This is a genomic window from Chitinophagales bacterium (assembly GCA_041392475.1).
In the GTDB taxonomy this organism is placed as follows: Bacteria; Bacteroidota; Bacteroidia; order Chitinophagales; family UBA2359; genus JAUHXA01.
In genome coordinates this window covers 1,884,443-1,906,268 of sequence record JAWKLZ010000002.1, presented here as the reverse complement: position 1 = coordinate 1,906,268, position 21,826 = coordinate 1,884,443, and the positions used below count along the sequence as shown (strand labels likewise).

Here is a 21,826-nt window from a genome sequence, read left to right as displayed (position 1 = left end):
ATGAAATACCAATACTTAAAACAGAAAATCCAAAATCCTTGCCCTCAAGATTGGGAGCAAATGGATATAGTAGGTACTTGTGGAACAGTAAAGTTCTGTCAAATTTGTCAAAAAAATGTGACCGATGTTTCGGCAATGGACTTCAAAGCCATCAAACAATTGGCTACTGCAAATGAAGGGGAAATCTGCATCAAAGTCTCTCAGCCTTCAATGTATCAGCATTGGTCAAAGATACTGGCTAAAGCTGCTACAATGGGGTTCATTTTTTGGGGACTTTTGGGAGGGCAGCAGGTAGTTGCTCAAAACACCAAAACAGATGAATCTTACCAAATCACACAAGTTGTGACCAAATCTTCAACAATAATCATCAGTGGAGTAGTGAAGGGTAAGAATAAAATTGGTTGGAGAAAATTGGAGGAAGCAAATATAACATTGTATTCCGAAGAAGGGCTGAAGATAGGAGAGTATATTACGGATGAAAAAGGAGATTTCATCATTGAGGTAGAGAAGAAATTATTGGGCAATAAGTTTGGAATTTCTTTTGGTAAATATCGTTATGAATGGACAAAAATTGAAGAAATCGAAACCAAAAATACTAATATTGCAGTGTTTATGGACAAACGACAAGGACGCTATATTACGGGTTGTCCCAGATTCTAAGTCTATTTATTCACCACAAGCCCCACTTTCAACAACATGAACAAACGCATTGCAATAGATATGGACGAGGTAATGGCTGACCCCATTTCCAGATTTGAAGAATGGTATTTTCGAGATTTTGGTGAGCGAATTTCCTACCCAAGATTGGCAAGTAAAATGTTTACCGATATGATACCCAACGAGCATAGAGAAACGGTCAAACGGTATTTGTACACCAAAGGTTTTTTTGCCGATTTACCCATTATTGAAGGAAGTCAAGAAGTAGTCAAAGAATTGATGGACAATGGATATGAGATTTTTATTGCCACAGCAGCCATGCAGTTTCGATCTTCTTTTGAAGACAAATACGATTGGCTAATGCAGTATTTTCCGTTCATTCCGTGGAAAAACATCGTGTTTTGTGGTAACAAAAGTATTATTCACGCCGATTATTTGATTGATGACAGTCCTTACCAATTGAAAGCTTTTTCAGGCACAGGATTGTTGTTTGATGCCCATCACAATCAAGATGAAACAGGTTTTCACAGAGTTCACACTTGGCAGGAAGTGAGGGCGTATTTTTTGGAGCAATGAATTTTTTTAGACTTTGGACGAAAAATTTGAACCTCCTTAAATCTCCCCTCTCCTCAATTCATTGACCATCAAATGCGCTTGCCGGGTAGGTTCGGGAATTCGATAATTCAAAGCACAGTTTTTCATCACTTCAATGGCCTCTGCTAAGGTGATTTTATGTCCTGCCGAAATATAAACAGGCTTCACATTTTTGCGGGTTCGCAATGCAGCTCCAACAATTTCGCCTTTGTAGTGAATATCCGCCACACTGCCCTGTTCTTCCCCCAAATCTTCGTGCGTTCCCACAAATATTTTTTTGGCACACCCAATAGTTGGCGTATCGGTAAGCAAACCCAAATGACAGGCAATCCCAAAACGCCTAACATGTGCAATCCCATGTCCATCTGCCACAATCAAGTTGGGTTTTATGGTGAGTTTTTGCCATGCCTTTATCAGCAAAGGAGATTCTCTAAATGACAACAAGCCAGGAATGTATGGAAAGGTAGCCTCGTCTGTCAATACCTCTCTATCGACTTCAATAAGTCCAGGATAGGTCAAAACCACCATCCCTACATACACGGTATCTTCACCTCTATTGAAGGAAATATCTGCTCCTGCAATGTATTCCAGCGGCTTTGACATTGGTTCAATTCTTACTTTCCCTCTCAATTCTTGTTGAACTTCAATGGCTTCTTTTGGCGTTAAGTTCCAGTCGTGCAATACTCTTGAGGTCATATTTTTTAGGAAATGTGGTAAGTAAAAAAATATCTACACTTAAATTGGCATTTTTCAAAATGCCGCAACGATTTGAAAAAAAATCAGTTGCGGCATAAATAAACTGCAAAATGTTATCGACTTTTGCAGTAAAAAAAGACTATTAATACATAATTGAATTATATCATGAATAAAAAGTTAGAACCACGTTATTAGACTGCTTGAAACTTTACCTCAAAGGACATTTAGAGCCTGCCATGAATTTAGTGGCGGAGTTGCAAGATACTGAATTGACAGCAGATGAAGCATATAAGTTACGTAAAATATTGCTGATTTTTTTAGTTGGAGAACTTTATGGCTTACACAATCTTCATCAAATACTTCAAGCACAAGGCATAAATAGTACAAAATTATACAAAGTATGGGAAAAGTTTACCTACTCAAAGCTAATTGAATTAATCAACAAGTTATTGGTTAAATATTTTTTAGATGCATTTATTCCTTTGGGTAAGGGAAGTAATAGCCAACAATCTCGTTCTCGTCTGACCATTGTGATAGACCATAGTGTTTTCAAACAATGGTTAAAGAATTTTCCGATTGGGGATAAATTCGCTAAATTTTTCAGTGGCCAATTCAACACAAGTGTCTATGGCTTTTAACTTACTTTGTTGGGAATCAGCATAAAAGATGTATTTTATCCTATTTATTTTGACTTGTCAGGAAAAAAAGACGATGCCATAGAGGTTAGTAATAATTCATTTTATATGTGTACCCAAAGAGACACATATTTTTTATGTAGGTAAAAAGAAGTTCAATGCCAAACAGTATATTAGAGACGTTTTTCTTCCTAAAGAAGCTGAATATATGGCTTCGCAACAGAAACAAAATCAAGCAATTGGAAATCCTAAAAAGAGATTGAGCCTTTTTGCCTCAGAGTTAGAGCACACTATCATGCCCAAGATAAAGAGGTTACGCTTCTATTCTTTAGACTCAACGGAAGTCAAAAAGTGAGTGTAATTTATACTACACATACTGAAATGAAAGCCAAAACACTAAGACGTAGATGGTTTCAAAGAACTTATATCGAACAATTTTTTAGATTGATTAAAAACACACTCAAAATACAATTATCTATTTCGAGTGATGTACAAGGGTTTCTAAAAAAAGCATTATTGTTTTTTCTAAAAGGCATTAGTGTCCAATTGTACCGTAAGTTCTGTAATCGAAAAAGGAAACTAAAAAATTGGAGTTTTCACAAGCTCCAATTTCAGACCAAAGCCCTGAATATTGAAAGAACCCTCTTACAAGAACTGATAGAATCTGTTTGATTTATTGCTAATACATACTAAAAAAATGAACGACAGGCTTTTTGCACACGCAAATCCTAACTAAATACTGAATATCCAATTGTTATGACCCAAATAAAAATGCCAAATTAAATTGAGTCACTAATTTGGGAATTCTGCAAAATTTTGGAAGGAATTTCCAAAATACTTTTTGTAATACAGGTCAGAATCAGACGAATTTTCTTCAAACTTCAAAAGTTTTAAGAACTCCAATTTTTTGTCTGTATATTTAGGGAAAAATCATTCAATATGAAAGCAATCACTTTTTCCCTACTTCTCACCTTGATTTTATTCAGTTGTAAGCAATCTGCAACAAAAGAGAAACCCATTTTAGACACACAAATAAAGGAATCAAAACCTTCTTCCAATACCTACAAAACCATTGGAGAACTGCAATCACTTGACCCTCGATTTGCAGAAATTGTGAAAGCAGATGCTAAAATTGAAGTTTTGGCGGAAGGCTATGAATGGTCGGAAGGACCGCTTTGGCTCGAAAGTGAGCAAATGTTGATATGGTCAGATGTACCTAAAAACACCATTTACAGTTGGAAAGAAGGAGAAGCAGCGAAAGTTTATTTGCAGCCTTCGGGTTATACAAGTGATAAAGAAAGAGGAGGGGAACCTGGCTCCAATGGTTTGCTACTCAACAGTAAAAACGAATTGGTGCTTTGTCAACATGGGGATAGGCAAATGGCAAAAATGAATGCTCCACTTTCTGCACCAAAAGCTGATTTTGAAACCATTGCAACCCAATACGATGGACAGCGATTCAATAGCCCCAATGATGCAGCTTATGGTCAAGACGGAAATTTGTATTTCACAGACCCGCCTTATGGTTTAGAAAAACAACACGAAGATCCCGCTAAAGAAACTCCTTTTCAAGGAGTGTACAGAGTTGCTCCTGACGGAAAAGTGTTTTTGATGACCAAAGAACTGACTCGTCCCAATGGTATTGCATTAAGTCCCGACTTCAAGAAATGTTATGTTGCCAATTCTGATCATGGAAAAGCCCTTTGGATGGTGTATGAAATAGATGCAAACAAAAACTTTACAAACGGTAAGGTTTTCTTCGATGCTACGACAATGGTTCCTAATAATAAAGGTTTGCCAGATGGATTGAAAGTCAATAAAAAAGGTATTGTATTCGCAACTGGTCCTGGTGGCGTATATGTTTTTTCTCCCGAAGGCAAACATTTAGGTACAATTTCGACAGGTCAAGCGACTTCAAACTGTGCGCTCAATACGGATGAATCGGTATTGTATATGACCTCTGATATGCTTGTGACCCGCATTCAATTGCAGTAAACACTACTGTATTTCAATATCAAAAATCACTTCAATATCTGTTTCTCCACCCGCATTAGTGATGTCGCCGAGTGAGACGTTTGATGCACTTTTGTTCAGTTCATGGCGAAGTATCACCTGAAACTGCCCCGAACTTGCATCCCCTGTTTGAAAAAGCACTTTTAGACCAATTGGATTATCGTCTGCATCCATGTCATCGTAAGCAAAACTCAAATTCACCCCCGCTGTTGTAGCAAAGAAAAACTGATGATCTTGCCCTTCTGTCCTAACTTCGTTGGTGATGTTTGTGGCAGGTGAAACAGATTCATTTAGCAGTTCAAGTGTGGCATTGTAAGTGGTGTTTGCTGCCAATGTTCCGCTGGTAATGACAGGGTCGTTTCCGCCATCTCCGTCTGTGTCTCGAAACCGAAATACAACAGCATTACCACCACCTTCTGGAGTCATGGTAAGCGTCAAAGTGGTAATCAATTCTTCCTCGTTTGGAGGCGTTGGATCGTCTTTGTCGCAACTCGAAAAAGAAAACATGGCTAAAGTAAGTCCTAAAAAAATAAATAAATGTTTCATGTCTTTTAATGTGTTAATGTTTTGATGTTTTAGCTAGGCAGGCTAAAATATTAAATTGGTTAGTTAATAAAGTTAATTGGCTTGTTTACAAACAATTATTTGAATCTTGATTGGTGTTCTGCGAAATCTGCGATTCAAAAACCATACTTCAATCTAATCACCACATTCCTCCCAGTTTCATCCGCATAATAGCGCAACCGATTCAAATAATCTCGATAACTTGTATTCAAAACGTTTTGAACTTCAAAATGGATTCCTAAATCATTTTTATTGTTCTTCAATGGCAAATTTCCCCCCACTTCAAAATGAACCAATTGATACCCATTAGGCGGTACTACCCATTCCACACTTGCAGGAAAGCGGCTTTGTTTGGCTACAAAAACGTGGGTTAATTTTACTTCAATATCATGTATGTTTCCCCATTTTTTCTTCAAAAATACCCCACTATTTTCCCAACGATTGGCAGGTATCGAAATTAGAAAGTCGTCATTCGTTACATCTTTCGCCCACAAAACAGACGCTTTGGTTTGCCAAGAAAAATGGGGTGAAAATGTCCACTGACCGACCGCATCTACTCCCAACAAACATGCATCGGTCTGTGTGTATCGAAATACGGGAAACGCCCCACGAATGGTCAAAACGGGTTCACCTGTTGGTTCTAAGTAAATGAAATCTTGGATAAAATGAGCGTAAGCACTGACCTCCCATTGCAGTTGATTTTCTTTTTGAAATTGCAACGTATTCACCCATTTCCACGATTTTTCGGTCTGCAAAGTCGCATCCCCCTCTTCAATCGCTGCCGCCCCGTGATGCAAGCCTTCACTGAACAACTCATTTACGCTCGGCGGGCGAAAAGCCGTTCCCAAATTGCTGCGAAACGATAGCCGTTCATTGAAGTAAAAAGCACCGCCTACGCTTGCCGAAAAATTGTGAAAGTCGAAAGTAGTTTTGAGCAGTTCGTTGTTTGAAGTAAACTTTTTGACCAACAAATGTTGAAAATCGTAGCGGATTCCTACCTCCGATTCCCATTTTTCCTGCTTCCATTGTTCTATCCAAAAAATACCAGTACCGTACTGATCGTAGTAAGGAATTAGTGGGCGTACACCTGTATCGGGTTGATTTCGATTGCGTTTGTAAATGCCATTCAGCCCCAAACGTCCTTCTAATTTCCCCCATTTTCTATGCTCCAAGTTCAAGTCCAATTGATGAGATTGAAGGTTCAAGTGCAGTGAAGGTATTTCGGAGCGGTTGCCTCTACGGATATCAAATTCTTGTCTATTATCCAATTGAAAGGCATATTGCAGATGAAGTTTCCCCAATTTTTCACTACGCCAATAGGTCTGTAGTTTGGCTAAATGGTGGCCGACTTTTTGTTTGGGGTTGAGAATATCGTAGCTGAATTCTTCGGTAAAAAGAGGGATTTCTCGCTGCAATGCCTCCTCCAAATCAGTTAAATTTCCAATGTGTGAACCTCTCAAAATTCCCAATTCGGTATGGAAGTAGCTGTAAAAAACTTCCAGTCCATAGCGGTATTTTTTGAAGCCCAAAGCAGCCGAAGCATTGTTCTCATGCATGGCAGTATTGGTGAGGCTGTAATTGGGGGTGTGAAAATCACCCGCTTTTTTGAGCGTCCCCTGCAATCGCCACCCAAACCCTTTCCGCTTTGAATGACCACCTTCCAACTGCGCTGATGCAATACCTTGTCGCCCATTGCTCATGCCGACCAAGTTGATTTTGCCTTTGAAGCTGTTGGTAATTGGTAAAGGAGCAGGTTCGACCAAAACAACACCCCCAATAGCATCTGAACCATACTGAACGCTTGCTGCACCTTTGACCACCGATAATTCAGCTGCAATAAAAGGATCCATTTCGGGAGCGTGTTCTGCGCCCCATTGTTGCCCTTCTTGCCGAACACCGTTATTGAGCATCAAAATCCGATTACTGTGTAAACCGTGAATAATTGGTTTTGAAATCGTTGGACCTGTTTGAAGAGAATTCACCCCTGCAATTTTCATCAAGGCTTCCCCTAATGATTTACCCGCTACTTGCTCTAACTCCCTGTCTTTGAGATGACTTTGGGTCATGGTTGCTGCATGTTGATTCTTTTTGCCTGTCACCTTTATAGTTTCAAGAATTTCTTCGTGGTGTTCAGTGACAAAATTTTGGACGGTGTGGTTTTGGAGATTGATTTTTTTGGTGACGGATTCGCAGCCGATGTGACTTGCAGTGACGGTGTAAATGCCTTCACAAAGTCCTTCCATGCGGTAATTGCCCAAACTATCACTGACAACACCTGTTTGGAGTTCTTCCACATAAATCGCTGCAAAAGGAAGCGGTTGGCGGTCGTGTTCATCGCTAACATTGCCTGAAAGGGAATAATTGCAGGGAATCTTTTGTACTTGCCCATCCATATTATTAGAGTGGGCGAATAGCAGAAAGGTTAGAAAATAGGGTAAAAAAAGGTGTTTTTTCATGGGTTTACTTTATGCAACAGTGTTGCAAATATAAACCATCCTTTTCATTTCTGCAACAGTGTTGCAAAATTAGGTGTAGCAATAGGCCCAGAAAACCAACAGGGCTTGAATCGGCAATCGAATCAAAGTAGCGGTAACGTGTTTGCCCTTGGCTCGGGCTTTTTGGTGGTGGTAAATATTGGCGGGAAAAACGGCAATCAGTAAGGCGATGACTCCCCAAGCAGCGAGAGAAGTAGTCGCTGGAATGAGCAGCATAACTCCCAAAATCACTTCAATGGCTCCGACCAACAAATTCACCTTTTCGGGTGAGGGGATGTAAGGAGGCATGATTCGGAGGAAAAACTTGGGATGCCGAAAGTGACTGACTCCTGCATAAATGTAGAAGGCTGCCATTAGTAGTAGGAGAATGAATGAGAAAGAGATGGTCATAGGAGTTGAATAATAAGTTACTTAATATCGTATTTTTCTAACAATGTTTTGAACATCAAGGAAAAAGAATGGTCATTTTGGGCGAATCGTTTAAGAAGGTTTATTTCTGCTTCTGTCATTGACTCTCTACCTTCAATTATCTGCTGCTTCAAGATGTGAATCAAAACGTTGGAAAACTTTTGTAGTTCTTTGGCTCGCAATAAATCCAATCTTTCTGCACTCAATCGGTATTTTTGAATAGTTTTATTGCCTTTGGTAGAATTATTTTTAGCTAAAATAATTTCATCCTCAAAACCAAGATGTTTCTGTATCACCTCATCCAAATCACCACATGGATTCAATGTTTCTATCGCAGAAATACTTTTGTTTGGTATTTTTCCATTGCAGTGATCACAAGTCAAATACAAATTTTCCCAGTTAAATGCCAAGTCTTTTCTTTCTACCACCTCAATATAGTGGTCAACTTCTTTTCTGCGACCCTTCAATTTTTGCTCACAGTAAAAACATTTTGAGTGACTCATTGCTAGCAAAATATCCCTTATTTTTCGATGCGCATATTTTGAACTATCGGGACGATCCTTTCCACTTACTATAAATTTATCTGTCCACTCTTTTTCCTTCTTCTCCAAATTATCTGGCTTTTTAAGTCGTTTGATGTATCTCATTTCTTAGTTTTTGGTAGTTAATTGCTCCAATAAATTATCCACATCAAAATAGGCAAAGTATTGAGGATTGATGCTTTGCAATTGGCTTTCAATTTTTTTCCTTAATGAGTGGTTTCCCGCTCCAATCGCTTTTTTGCGCTTATCTAAAAGTTCAGAAATGGTTTCATTGAAGGGTAAAGTTTCACCAAATAGTGCTGACAAAAGAATTTCTTCAACAGGTTTGTTGGCATATTCTTCTGTTGCATCTTCGATTACACAATGGTCGTGCCTTGCCTCACACACAAAGACTTTGGCATTTTCGACCGAAGAAACAATAAAAGGAGAGTGTGTTGTTAGGATGATTTGAAGGTTTGGGAAAATTTCTAAGATATTGCGGATAAAGGTTTTTTGCCATTTGGGGTGAAGGTGGTTTTCAGCTTCGTCAATGAGTAAAAGACCTGGTGTTTCACAAAGTGTTTCGATTGGTAAGTTGCTTAATCTATTGACAGCGTGCATTTGCCCCAAAAGTGCAACCATTCGTTGGATGAGATATAAATTGCCACTGCTTAGTTTGTCTAAAGCAACTTCTTTTCCATTTTGTTCAATAATGGGCATTAAATCAGAGCGAGAGACATACGCCAACTTGCCGTTGTTCAAGCTAAGTCTTATGATTTCCTTCAATTTTTGGTACAAAAATTCGCCTAATCTTTTTTCCGTTTTTGCTTCACTTCCTCTCAAATAGTCGAAATAGCAAATCAATTGAGTGACGGAAATATTTTTATGATGACCACTTAAAGCACCTGTCAAATACGTTTTGATATCAGGTGCAACAATATTTTTTATGTCAAAACTATCTGTTGCCAAATTTGAAAGCCAATAGTTCACTACTACATTTACAAATGGAGCTTGATTATCTGCAAAACTTTTATTTAGCGTTTGTGCATTAGTAAAAAATCGATTATCCCTGTTATGAGAATGTATTCCGGTGAAACTAACTTGTTCTTCTTGATTATCAATAGCAATTTTGGAAGATAGTATAATTTCTACTCCATTAAAAATATCTCTGCCCACATATTGATAAGCTCCAAACAAAAGCCCTCGAATCGCATCCAAAACAATCGTTTTTCCTGTTCCGTTTTCTCCCGTAATAATCACTACAGGAGGTTTCTCTGGATTGTCTTGTTCACCAATAAATTGTAGGTACTCTTCCTTAAAAGGACCAACACCTTTCATTTTCAAATCAAATATTCGCATCCTTCAAAATATTTAGCTTCTTCCAAAGATACATTCTTTTGAAGAAACACCCAACCCAAAACAAACAATAAGCCTTTAATCAGAAAGTAAAATGAGGTCTGTTCACCATCAAAGCTACAACCTCACTGCAATCCCCCTCTCCTTCAAATATTCCTTCAATCCTACAATCGGAATCTCTCTAAAGTGAAAAATACTTGCCGCTAAAGCTGCATCGGCTTTTCCTTCGGTGAAGGTATCATAAAAATGCTCCATCGTGCCTGCGCCACCAGATGCAATGATGGGAATGGATAGATTTTCGGACAACATTCGCAGGGCATCATTGGCAAAACCCTGCTTCGTGCCATCGTGATTCATGGAGGTAAATAGGATTTCACCCGCTCCTCGACTCTCCGCTTCCTTCGCCCAGTCCAAGAGTTTTTTATCCGTAGCGACCCGTCCACCACTCAAATACACCATCCATTCATCTTCCACTTCTTTTGCGTCAATGGCCACCACAATGCACTGATTTCCAAAGTTTTTTGCCAAATCGTCAATCAAATCAGGACGGCGAAAGGCTGCTGAATTGACCGAAATTTTGTCAGCTCCAACGGCTAATAGTGCATCCACATCTTCGACTGAGCCTATTCCTCCACCTATTGTAAAAGGAATGTTGAGGTGTTGGGCAATAGATTTGGCCAAAGCTGCAAGGGTTTTGCGCTTTTCGTGGGTAGCGGTGATGTCCAAAAACACCAACTCGTCCGCCCCTTCTTCGCTGTATCGTTGCCCCAACTCTACGGGGTCGCCCGCATCTCGCAGGTTTACAAAATTGATTCCTTTGACGGTACGTCCGTCTTTGATGTCGAGGCAGGGGATGATTCTTTTTGCGAGCATGTTTTTGGTTGTGTTAAGTTTTTGGTTGTCATTACTTTTTATGCATTACCCAAGCTCCACTTTCCCTTCATAAATAGCTTTTCCTACAATAATTCCATACAAATTCATTTTCTCCAATCGGTCAATATCTTCTTGATTCGATACCCCACCACTTGCAATCAACTTCAATTGAGGGAATTGCGCCAAAATTTGTTGGTACAATTTGAAGGCAGGCCCTTCCATCATTCCGTCTTTGCTGATGTCGGTACAAATTACATATTGAATCCCTTTGTCTGTAAAAAATTGAAGAAAATCAAACAAGTCTAAATTCGTTTGTTCTTGCCAGCCACCTACTGCAATTTGGGCATTGCGAACATCTGCACCCAAAATGATTTTTTCGCTGCCATATTCTTCCAACCACTCCAAAAATATCGATTGGTTTTTGACCGCAATCGTTCCTCCTGTGATTTGTGAAGCACCCGATTCAAAGGCAATTCGCACATCTTCATGGCTTTTCAGTCCGCCGCCAAAGTCAATTTGCAGCTTGGTGTGGGTAGCAATTTGCTCCAAAACTTTGTGATTGACAATATGTTGGGCTTTTGCACCATCTAAGTCGACCAAGTGCAGACGGGTAATTCCCGCAGCTTCAAATTGTTCGGCTACCTCTAAGGGATTGGCGTTGTAAACCTTTTTTTGTTCATAATCGCCTTGTGTCAGTCTAACGCATTGACCATTGATGATGTCTATTGCAGGAATAATCATGCAGAAATAAAAGTTATATAATGAAAATTAAAAATCAAGCCACTTCAACTGTCACAGTCCCATCACCGCCATCTCATTTGCCAAATTAAAGCCCTTTTCTACTACCGTTTTATAGGCTTCGCTACTTTCATCCAATACAGGGTTGGTGTGGTTGAAGTGAATGAAATACACTTTAGCCTTGTCTTTTGCAGACAAAGCCTTAAACAAAGTTAGGCTTTCCTCCATAAAAGGGTGGGGAATTTGGCTCATGTCTCGCCCTACAATTTCACCATTGGCATAAAAGGTGGCATCCAAAAAGGCATAATCCACCGCTTCGATTTCCTTCAAAATGTTCCGATTCCATTGATGCCATTTGTCAATGTCGGGGATAAACAAAGCAGATTTTGAAGCCCCTTCAATCTTAAAGCAAACTGTTTCAGAAAATTCATCTCGATGCGGAACTCGATAGGGTGTTACCTTCAATCGCTCATTTAATACAACGGTTTGTTCATTTTCCAGATGCTCGAAGGCAATGTTCTCAAATTTAACTAACTGACTCCAAGGTGCATTTTCTGCCAAAAAACTTCTCATTCGAGGCATGGCATAAATTTTCGCATTTTTCGTTCCCATGACCTCTTTTCCCAAGTGCATCAAGCCTGTGTAATGCCCTATGTGTGCGTGGGTGAGAAAAATACCTGATAGGTAATCCTCTTTTGCACCGACCTGCAAGCTATCCAATCGCTGCAATTGCTCTCTAAAATCGGGAGTTGCGTCAAACAACCAACGCTGTTGACTAATTGGATCTATCAATGCCAAACAAGATACCAAACGTTTATTTTCGGGTTGTTCGACGGCTTTTTTGCAGCAGGCTTTTTGGCATCCAGCCTGTGGATAACCCGCATCTTGGGCAATGCCTAAAACAGCAATGTAAGGTGTTGAAGGAGTATTGGGTATATTGAAAATCATTGTATTACAAGGCTTTGGTTTTGAAATAGAATGAGCTACTGTTTCTTTTGAAGTGGAATTGCAGGAGCTTAACAAAGCTAAGCAACTGGCCAAGAAAAATAGAGTTTTCATGAATCAAATATTGAAGAGATTTGACAGATTTATTTCTCATTCAAAAGTAAACAAAAAAAAGGAGGCTATCTCCCGACAGCCTCCCAATGTTTATACCATCAATATAAACGTTCCATCAATAATTCCTTATAAAAAATGAATTGTATCTCAATCCTCTGAACCATCATCCCACCATACGCCATCATTGACCGTTGCACCCGGCACATTGTCTAAATTATAGTCATATTCTGAAGTCGGATATGGGAAACGCACAGGAATAGGGCCTGCGGGATTGGTTAGGGTCATCACATCTGTTCTACGCCAGTCATTGTAGGCTTCCATAGATTCCATCACAAATTGTGAAATGTACTTTTGGGTGATGATATCCTTCAATGTCAAAGTTGCAGGCGACACACTTGCTTGAGCAATGTAAGTAGCAATATTCTCTTCACTTACACCTACTTTTCTCATCGCTTCACCTATTGCAGTTTCGTAAGCCACTTTTGCATTTGAAGCATTACCCAAGCGCAATTCTGCTTCTGCTTCAATGAATTTTTGCTCCACGAAAGTCATCATTGGCAATGGTTTGGCTGCTGTTACTAAGCTACTACCCCATTTAGAGTACAAAATACCTCCTTGATCGGTTGATTGAGCATTGGGGCCACCTACAATTGTACCTAACCCTGGTACAGGTAGCGCATAAATCGGCAAACGTGGGTCGTTCAAACTTTTTAATAAGGCTACAAATGACTCACTCACACAGTGTTGATCTCTATCATTCTGAAACTGATACCAAGGGTTTTCTCCTGTTGCATTGGTATTGAAGGCTGCATAAGAGAAATCATCACTGCTGCTATCAAAGGCGTTTTGAAGAGCAGTCAAGGCATTTTGAGCAGAGCCGTTTGCATCTCTATTGCTGAGATGATTGTAGTAACGTGCCTTCAATGCGTAAGCCGCTTTTATCCATGCGCTTAAATCTCCGCCATAAATGACATCATCAGACGAAGGAGCATCTGTGGCAGATTGCAGTGTGCTGATTCCTTCATCCAAAAGGGTTTGAATGTTTTGGTAAATACTTTCTTGTGAATCAAAAACAGGTTTAATATTGGCTGTTCCCTGCAATGCGTCTGAATAAGGAATTCGTCCCCATGCGTCGGTCGCAAGGCCTAAATTGTATGCCATCAATATTTTAGAAATCCCTACATAAGAGTCTGCACCTTGCTCGGTAGCTTGGTCAATCAACTGTTTCAAGTCCATCATCGAACCACTGTATAGTTGAAACCGCCATACATTGTTGGCTAATTGACTGTTGATATCCGTCAATTTATCGGCATTTTCCATTTGATTCCAAACACCTGCCGTATGTTGTACCCAAACCGAAGTGTACCAAGCCAAATCTGCCCCCGCTACACCAAAAGCGGTAAAGGTTTCGGCACTTGGTAACAAAAGCTTGTTGGGTACTACTACTGGATTATCTGGATCTGTATTGAGTTCCTCGAAAGTTTCTTCGCAAGAATAGGTGCTGAAAATCAGCAGCGAAAAAAGGAAAATAAATAATTTATTTATATGTCTCATTATTATATATTTTTATGTGTTATTAGAATGATATTTTCAGGCCTCCGCCCAAGCTTCTCGCATTCGGCATGCTTAGGTATTCAAAGCCCTGCAAATTGGATGCTCCCCCCAAACTGGTTTCGGGATCGAAGTTGGGATAGTCGGTAAACAATGCTAAATTCTGCCCACTGAAATAGATTTCCAAACCAGAGAAAGGAGTCTTTTTGAGTAGTTGAGAACCCAGACGATAGGCCAAAGTAACTTCTCTCAACCTTACAAAACTTCCGTCAAATACATTTGACTCGTCAATGGCATCTTGATAAACTCTCCAATAGGCTTCGCCCGTAGTAATTTCAATATCATTCACACCGCCCACTATCAAATTACCGCTTTGATCTAAGTGTCCTTTCACACCAGGTAATACAGTTCTATCTCCACGATTTTCGGTTTCTTTGGTCATACCATACAAACGGAGTAATCGGGTATTTCCTGCATAAATTTGCCCTCCTTGTCTGGTGTCAAATTGAATAGTTAGGCTAAAATTTTTATACATAAAAGTATTAATCATGCCTCCAATCCAATTGGGCTGCGTATTACCGATAATACCTGTATTTGGATCCTGCAATGGCATACCATAACTGGCACTATTGGGGTTGGCATCGTCATAGACAATATTTCCATTATCATCACGCAAATATCTTGACCCCCACAGTGTTGCATAAGGCTGTCCTTGTACCAAACGAACTTGTGGGGCAGTGAATCCACCAATGGTGATAGCATCCACACCTTCCGCCAATTTCACCACTTTACTTTCATTTTTGGAGTAGTTAAACGTGATGTCCCACGAAAAAACTTTGGTTTCTATAGGTGTAGCTGTCAGTACCAATTCCACTCCTTTATTGGTAATTTCTCCTGCATTGAGAATCAGACTCCTTGCGCCAGAAGTCGCCGAAACAGGCACAGAAAAAATTTGATCTTTTGCAACTGCATCATAATAAGTGATGTCTAAACCCAAGCGATTTCTAAAGAAACGTAAGTCTGCTCCCAGTTCGTAGGAAGTTTCGTTTTGAGGCTTGATTTCAGGATTTCCAATCACATTGCCAAACTCAAAAGCATTGACTCCATTTTGCGGAAAAACAATGCCATCAGAAGTAAAACCACTTCCTGGAGCAGAACTTACATAGGTTGTTTGAGTAGAATAAATGGGTGCGTCTTGCCCAACTTGCGCCCAACTTGCCCGCAGTTTTCCATAAGGCAAAACGGCATTATCAGTCAAACCTAACGTTTCGGTGAATACCCATCCCAAATTGACGGCTGGATAGAAAAAAGAAGGATTGGAGGCTGGCAATGTTGAGGACCAGTCATTTCTACCTGTAAGCCCTAAATACAAGGTACGGTTGTAGGCCAACTGAACATCTCCGAATAAACCAATGATTCTTTTTCTGTTGGTTTGTTCGGTTGTGGCTACGGTGCTGGTATTTGAGATGTTGTGAAATCCGCCAATACTAAAACCATTTCCTTCTGTGTAAACACGGTTGTAGTATTGATCGTTGATGTTGTTTCCTATCACCACGCTTACATCCAATTTTTCACCAAATGTTCTATTGGCTTTTATCAATAAATCGGAGTTCACTTCTCGGTTGATGTGTGTGTCCTCGTAGATTTGTCCACCACTTGGAGGGTTTGTACCTCGTCCCCCTGTTTCACCAGAGCCCAATTCCAACACACTTTTTCGACGATCAGTATAAACGTCTGTTCCCAATTTGTAGGAAATAGTCAACCAATCCAATGGCAGAAAATCAACACTCATATTGCCAAATATCCTATCCACCCGGTCGGTAAATGAATTGTTTTCTGTAGCCCAAAGCGGATTGTCGAAGGCAGAGCGATAGTGCAATTGTGCATAAGGATCGTCTTCTCTGGCATAAGGAAGTCCATGTAAATCGTAGGTAATGGGAGCAGGATAAACAGTGAATAGCGGATTACTTAAGTTGCTACCTTTTTGTATTCGGTCTCCTCCTGAACTAACATAATTGACGCTACTGCCAAAACTCAGTTTTTCATTGATTTTCAACTTACCTGACATTTTGATTGTATTTCGATCAAATGAAGAATTGGGCAAAATACCATCTTGATTTAGATTGGAGTAAGAAAGATAATAATCTGCAATATCACTGTTTCCAGAAATACTCACTGAATTTTTAATGGTATGCCCTGTTTGGAAGAAAGGGGTTATATTGTCAAAAATGGGGACAGGAATACTGGTTGCAGTAGGGTTGCTTTGTCCCACAATTCTACCTTCACTATCTAATCGAAGTGTATCGACCAATGCTCCCCAAGAAAGCGAACTTCCTGGACCATAATTTCCATTCGATCCTTGCGAGAATTTTTGTTGAACATCAGGTAGTATATTTGCCTCTTGAAAAGAAACCCCTGTATTGATATCAATTCTGAATCGTTTACCAGATTCTTTACCACTTTTGGTGGTAATAATTACTGCACCATTTGAAGCCCGCAAACCATAGAGTGCCGCAGCCGCAGGCCCTTTTAATACAGACATAGAAGCTATGTCAGCGGGATTGATGTCAATTGCTCGATTGGAAACATCTACGCCATCCAAGAAATTGTTTTGCAAATTACCAGGATTTCCAGCTTCTTTGTAGTCGTTGCTCATTGGCACACCATCAATCACAAAAAGAGGTTGATTGTTACTGCTCCAAGTAAAGGAGTTCGAGCCACGTATGCGGATGTGAGAAGAGGCTCCTGGTAAGCCACTTGACTGGGTAATCTGTACACCCGCAACTTTACCCGAAAGCGCACTTACGAGGTTCACATCACCTCCTCGTGTCAAGTCATCTCCTTGTACTTCTTGCACCGAATAACCCAGTGCTTTTTTGTCCTTCGCAATACCAATAGCTGTAACTACAACTTGCTCCAATCCAATCACATCTTCTTCTAATTCAACATCAATGACAGTTGTCGCCCCCAACTCCACCTTAAAGGGCTTGTAACCTATAAAGCTGATAAGGATGGCTTTGTAACTTTGTGGAACTTTCAAACTGTATTTTCCATCTAAATCGGTGACAGTACCAATGGTAGAACCTGGCACCACAACAGTTGCTCCAATAATAGGCTGACTATCAATGGCATCCACAACAGTACCTGTGATGACTCTGTCTTGAGCAGAGGCATACTGCCCCCACAGAGCCATGATCAACACGGCAATTACATAAAATTTTTTCATACTTCTACTTTTTGGATAAACTAAATATATTATAATATACAGATTTTATTTTCCTGTATTTTTAGACATAAACCTTCTATTGAGAAGGCAATCATTGCATGAAACAATATACACCTATCCCTATTAGTCAATTTTGACTATTCAAAAAATTGATGATTAGTATGTTGATGGAAATTAGACTATAGTTAGTCTGTTATAATATATTGATGGAAGACAAAAAAATGATGGAGTAACAATAAAAAATATTATTTTTAGAATTTAATTTAAAAACGCATACTATACTTCAAAGATGAATAACTGTAAATTTTCGTTGCATTATTTTTAATGGTTTTTAAATTTTTGAGAAATAGTTTTAAACAACTATTCTTTAAGTTGCTGATTATCATTTTTTATTGCAATTATGAATCGTTGCAGAATTTCAAAAATTAAGAAATTTTAACTTTCATACCCACAAAAAAGCATGAATAAACAAAGTTAGACGTTTCTTATGCGGATAAACACTACACAAATAAGTAGGGAGAGCAAGACCATTAAACTTTAGACAAGGGAATCGAGAACAAAGAGGTGAGACATTGGAAAATCTATGGCCAAATTTTATTACACTGCATGACTGAACTAAAAAGAGGTTTTCGGTGTACTTAAATTTAGTAATCCAGAAGAAAGCGGGAAAAGAGTAATCAAATTTATTAATACCACAAAATGTATGTGTATGAAAATTCAGATGTATCAAGTTGATGCTTTTAGCAATCAATTGTTTGGTGGAAATCCTGCTGCAATATGTCCTTTAGAACGATGGTTGGATAAGGCTACAATGCAGGCAATTGCCGCAGAAAATAACCTATCCGAAACCGCTTTTTTTATTCCTTATGGTAATGGTTTTGATTTGAAGTGGTTCACCCCTACAACAGAGGTGGACTTGTGTGGGCACGCTACTTTGGCGGCAGCTCATGTCATTTTCAACCATTTGAATTATCCTAAATCGGTTATTTCCTTCAATTCCAATAGTGGCTTGCTAATGGTTAGCAAAACGGACGATATGTTAACCCTCAATTTTCCTGCAAATCCTCCAAAACCCTCCATAGTTACGGCTGAAATCATTGAAGCCTTGGGTAAGAAACCCATTGAAGTCTATGAGTCCTTTTATCAAATGGCGGTCTTTGAATCAGAGGAAGATGTTCTACAATTGAAGCCAGATTTTGTGAAATTGGCAAAAATGAACTGCATGATTGTTACTGCTCCGAGTGAAAGGGCCGACTTTGTTTCCCGCTTTTTTGCGCCTGACAAGGGCATCAATGAAGACCCTGTCACAGGTTCAGCACATACCATTTTGACTCCTTTTTGGGCAGAACGCTTGAATAGAAATCCTCTCCATGCGCTGCAAATTTCGGAACGTGGCGGAGAATTGTGGTGTGAGTTGTTGGAAAATGATAGAGTGGCGATTAGTGGGAAGGCGGTGACTTATTTTGAGGGGACAATCAATATCTAATAAAATCAAATTCAAGAAGCAAAGTCAACTTTCACAAGGCATTCAAAACCTCAATTTAATTGTGTTGAAAAACCCATTAGCCAGTTAGTAAATTAGCTACTCACTGAACTACCCAGAATTTGCTTTTTGTTTTTAAGTTTTCTCCTAAAATCATGGCATCAAATTTGATTTATAATGAGGTAATCCCATCGCCCATTCCCACCATTTTTCACTGAAGAACAAGTCAAGCCATGACCATAACATTAACTTGGAGAGAACTCCATACGCAAAAAACCAATACACAAACTTTTGATTTAGATGCCACTTTGACCATTGGGCGCAGTTTAAACAACACTATTGTATTGAATGACAAAGGTGTTTCACGCCGACATGCTTTTATTCATTTAGAAAATGATGTCCCTTTATTGATAGATAGCAGTACAAACGGTACATGGATGCACGCACAGGCAATCAAACAGTGCGAATTGAAGCGAAACATGCGTTTTCAAATCATGTCACATAGCTTCACAGTAGTTGCCATTGAAGCACCTGCTCCTTCTAAACCTGCCGCAGAATCTAAAAAGCCCAATGCGGTTAAACCTGCAATGGATTTAGCAGAGCTGATTAAAAAACAACCCTTTATCGAAAATTTGATTGATTTAATGCCCGACAAAGAAACAATCTAATACAGTGATTAGTAAATTATTGACTGGGTTTTCAAAGAATCATTTATCGAATAGTTCTGCTGAGAATAATTTTCATTCTCAAGCATACCTTTTTCTGCTAAGAGGTATTAAACAGCGAAATGACCTTATTTCGTTACGTTTAAAACCTCATTATCATGAAAACGTTCAAAAGATTTTTCTCTTTTTTGGCATGTACTGTACTCATAAGCAGTAGTTTTACTCTATCTGCTCAAATCTTTCAGCCCAATCCTCAGCCGAGTATCAACGAGCGACATTCTTCTCGTACTACCATCGAAAAAATTCAATTGCCTGATAGTCAAAACTTATTAAAAAACAGCAGTTTCAATGAAATCGGAGATTATGGAGAAAGCACCAACCTAACAACTGGTCCAAGCATCAATGGTGGTAGCAAAGGATGGTATTCTGCTGCAAGGCACTGGACGGTTTGGACAAATACCTACGGCAATCTCACTACGCAACTTCTTCCTTCAACGCTTAATAGGCGTAGCAAAATGATGAAAGTGACTACAAATGGTGCCGGGAATGGTTTGGTGCAAGTTTTTGGGAAACTCCACGAAGGACCTCAATTGGTTGAGGCTTGTGTATGGATTCTGGTAGAGAGTGGCAAAGTAGGTGTTGGCGTAGGTGACGGTGGCAATACGCACATAAGTATGGTGCTTGAAAACACGGGAAGATGGGAAAGAATCATGGTGACAAATGCGGTTTCTCCTGCAAACGAAATCATCATTTACACTACTACTCCCAATGCTGTTTTTTATGTGGAAAGTGCGACTGTCAGAATTCGGGGTGAAATTATGGATTACAATTGCTGTTCGCCTGAGTGACAAACTTTTCAAGTCTATTGACTCATTGAAGAAGTAAAAAAGAGCGTTTCATTTGACATGAAACGCTCTTTTTATTTGAGCAAAAATTTAGTGGATTTGCATTTTGGTTTTCGTCAAAACCCTTATGCTACTTTCATTTCTTTCTCGACTTCCATTTCTACCTCTTGGTCTAATTTGCCCAACTCTCTCAAGTGTACAAAATGCGACTTCAATGCGGCCACAAAGGTAGGATATTGATGGTAAGGCAGATTGAATTCGGCAGCCGTTTTTGCTACAATCGGTACAAGATTTGGATAGTGAATGTGGCAAATATTAGGAAACAGATGGTGTTCTACTTGCGTATTCAACCCTCCACAAAGGAAGTTTGCCATCCAATTATGTGAAGCAAAGTTGGCAGTTGTAAGCATCTGATGAACGGACCAAGCGTGTGTTAAATGCCCCGTTTCGTCTGGTGCGGGAAAATCCACTTTTTCGACAATGTGTGCCATCTGAAAGATAACTCCCAAAAACAAACCTTCTATAAACATGCTAACAATGAACAAGCCAAATACTTGCCACCAAGGTAACGACAGCAACCATATAGGGAGGAACAAGAAAACCACATAAAAGAAAGAACGCCAAAAGAAAAGATGGAAATATTCAGATTTTGGTGGCGGTGGAGGTGTTATATGATCTCCAAAATCTCTACTAAAGAAGTTTTTGTATTCCTGTTTGTAACCGCGAATCAAAGCCGATAAGCCATACAAAAAGAAGGCGTAATACTGCTGAAAACGCATCTGAGGCGCATGTGGCCCTTGAGGAGAAAGCCGCAATAGTTTTGGTGAGACTTCAATATCAAAATCGTGTTCGGGAATGTTGGTGTAAGTGTGGTGTACGACATTGTGGGTGATGTGCCAAGCATAGGCATTCAGTCCCAAAAAGTCAAACACACGTCCCAACACACCATTCATTGTTTTGGAAGTGCTATAAGCACCATGTATGGCATCGTGACCGATATTTACCCCAGTTAGTGCTTTGAACAAGCCAAGTAATGCAGCAATTGGAATCAACTGCCAAAAAGTGAACCAATCGGAAATGAACAAGCCATAAAGGATGACCATTCCGCTGATAAAAAAGATAGATTTGAAAACCATGAAAGCGTTTGCATGCTTACTCTTTTGATTCTCTTTAAAATAATCGTTTACCCTTCTATTTAGTGTCTTGTAAAAACCTGCATCTTGTTGCTGGTCAAATTTGATTCCGCTCATTTATATTTCTATTTTCCCCAAATGTAGGATTTTTTTGTGCTGTATTCATGAACAATGGGTGTTATTTTTCACAAAACGCCTGTTTAATGCAATATAAAATACATTGTTGGAGCAACATAGCACTGATTTTAAGTTTAAAATGAGCAATTGAAGGAAATTTGTCAAATCTTCACAATACCAAAAAAATCTCTTCAAAC

19 protein-coding genes are annotated in these 21,826 nt (G+C 39.4%); 7 read left to right on the top strand and 12 right to left on the bottom strand.

Annotated elements, in window-relative coordinates; translation table 11 throughout:
* Positions 1–660: a hypothetical protein gene (locus R3E32_21000; protein MEZ4887223.1), complete on the top strand. Its 660-nt coding sequence runs from the start codon at positions 1–3 to the stop codon at positions 658–660.
* A gap of 36 nt (positions 661–696) precedes the next feature.
* Complete coding sequence (locus tag R3E32_20995; GenBank protein ID MEZ4887222.1) at positions 697–1,233, top strand: 5'(3')-deoxyribonucleotidase; 537 nt, start codon at positions 697–699, stop codon at positions 1,231–1,233.
* 36 nt (positions 1,234–1,269) lie between these two features.
* Here R3E32_20995 and nfi read toward each other — a convergent pair whose 3' ends face one another.
* Positions 1,270–1,947, bottom strand: a complete 678-nt coding sequence (nfi, locus tag R3E32_20990) for a deoxyribonuclease V (GenBank protein MEZ4887221.1) — start codon at positions 1,945–1,947, stop codon at positions 1,270–1,272.
* 200 nt (positions 1,948–2,147) lie between these two features.
* On the opposite strand from nfi, the gene R3E32_20985 reads away from it, so the two are divergent.
* Entirely contained in the window at positions 2,148–2,585 is a 438-nt protein-coding gene (locus R3E32_20985) for a hypothetical protein (GenBank protein MEZ4887220.1), read from the top strand.
* A gap of 936 nt (positions 2,586–3,521) precedes the next feature.
* Complete coding sequence (locus tag R3E32_20980; protein MEZ4887219.1) at positions 3,522–4,577, top strand: SMP-30/gluconolactonase/LRE family protein; 1,056 nt, start codon at positions 3,522–3,524, stop codon at positions 4,575–4,577.
* A gap of 3 nt (positions 4,578–4,580) precedes the next feature.
* Here R3E32_20980 and R3E32_20975 read toward each other — a convergent pair whose 3' ends face one another.
* The 10 genes from R3E32_20975 to R3E32_20930 form a co-directional block, all read right to left on the bottom strand.
* Entirely contained in the window at positions 4,581–5,141 is a 561-nt protein-coding gene (locus R3E32_20975; protein MEZ4887218.1) for a hypothetical protein, read from the bottom strand.
* 134 nt (positions 5,142–5,275) lie between these two features.
* Positions 5,276–7,615 (bottom strand): TonB-dependent receptor, encoded by a 2,340-nt coding sequence (locus R3E32_20970; GenBank protein ID MEZ4887217.1) that lies wholly within the window; start codon positions 7,613–7,615, stop codon positions 5,276–5,278.
* A 69-nt stretch (positions 7,616–7,684) separates the two neighbouring features.
* Positions 7,685–8,044 carry a DoxX family protein gene (locus R3E32_20965; protein ID MEZ4887216.1) on the bottom strand — a complete coding sequence of 120 codons (360 nt, stop codon included), beginning with the start codon at positions 8,042–8,044 and terminating at the stop codon, positions 7,685–7,687.
* A gap of 17 nt (positions 8,045–8,061) precedes the next feature.
* Positions 8,062–8,709, bottom strand: coding sequence for an HNH endonuclease (locus R3E32_20960; GenBank protein ID MEZ4887215.1), 648 nt, complete (start codon positions 8,707–8,709; stop codon positions 8,062–8,064).
* Between the two features lie 3 nt (positions 8,710–8,712).
* Positions 8,713–9,942: an AAA family ATPase gene (locus tag R3E32_20955; GenBank protein ID MEZ4887214.1), complete on the bottom strand. Its 1,230-nt coding sequence runs from the start codon at positions 9,940–9,942 to the stop codon at positions 8,713–8,715.
* Between the two features lie 114 nt (positions 9,943–10,056).
* Positions 10,057–10,812 carry an imidazole glycerol phosphate synthase subunit HisF gene (gene hisF / locus R3E32_20950; GenBank protein MEZ4887213.1) on the bottom strand — a complete coding sequence of 252 codons (756 nt, stop codon included), beginning with the start codon at positions 10,810–10,812 and terminating at the stop codon, positions 10,057–10,059.
* A 45-nt stretch (positions 10,813–10,857) separates the two neighbouring features.
* A complete protein-coding gene (gene hisA, locus R3E32_20945; protein ID MEZ4887212.1) occupies positions 10,858–11,553 on the bottom strand; it encodes a 1-(5-phosphoribosyl)-5-[(5-phosphoribosylamino)methylideneamino]imidazole-4-carboxamide isomerase in 696 nt (231 codons plus the stop codon).
* A gap of 51 nt (positions 11,554–11,604) precedes the next feature.
* Entirely contained in the window at positions 11,605–12,498 is an 894-nt protein-coding gene (locus R3E32_20940; protein ID MEZ4887211.1) for an MBL fold metallo-hydrolase, read from the bottom strand.
* 258 nt (positions 12,499–12,756) lie between these two features.
* A complete protein-coding gene (locus R3E32_20935; protein ID MEZ4887210.1) occupies positions 12,757–14,163 on the bottom strand; it encodes a SusD/RagB family nutrient-binding outer membrane lipoprotein in 1,407 nt (468 codons plus the stop codon).
* A 22-nt stretch (positions 14,164–14,185) separates the two neighbouring features.
* The gene (locus R3E32_20930; GenBank protein MEZ4887209.1) at positions 14,186–17,386 is read right to left on the bottom strand and encodes a SusC/RagA family TonB-linked outer membrane protein; all 3,201 of its coding nucleotides are present in this window, start codon (positions 17,384–17,386) and stop codon (positions 14,186–14,188) included.
* A 709-nt stretch (positions 17,387–18,095) separates the two neighbouring features.
* Here R3E32_20930 and R3E32_20925 point away from each other — a divergent pair.
* From R3E32_20925 to R3E32_20915, 3 genes are all read left to right on the top strand, one after another.
* The gene (locus R3E32_20925) at positions 18,096–18,872 is read left to right on the top strand and encodes a PhzF family phenazine biosynthesis protein (protein MEZ4887208.1); all 777 of its coding nucleotides are present in this window, start codon (positions 18,096–18,098) and stop codon (positions 18,870–18,872) included.
* Between the two features lie 230 nt (positions 18,873–19,102).
* The gene (locus tag R3E32_20920) at positions 19,103–19,537 is read left to right on the top strand and encodes an FHA domain-containing protein (GenBank protein ID MEZ4887207.1); all 435 of its coding nucleotides are present in this window, start codon (positions 19,103–19,105) and stop codon (positions 19,535–19,537) included.
* 155 nt (positions 19,538–19,692) lie between these two features.
* Positions 19,693–20,382 (top strand): hypothetical protein, encoded by a 690-nt coding sequence (locus tag R3E32_20915; protein MEZ4887206.1) that lies wholly within the window; start codon positions 19,693–19,695, stop codon positions 20,380–20,382.
* A 122-nt stretch (positions 20,383–20,504) separates the two neighbouring features.
* Here R3E32_20915 and R3E32_20910 read toward each other — a convergent pair whose 3' ends face one another.
* Positions 20,505–21,629: an acyl-CoA desaturase gene (locus R3E32_20910; GenBank protein MEZ4887205.1), complete on the bottom strand. Its 1,125-nt coding sequence runs from the start codon at positions 21,627–21,629 to the stop codon at positions 20,505–20,507.
* Positions 21,630–21,826 lie beyond the last annotated feature (197 nt).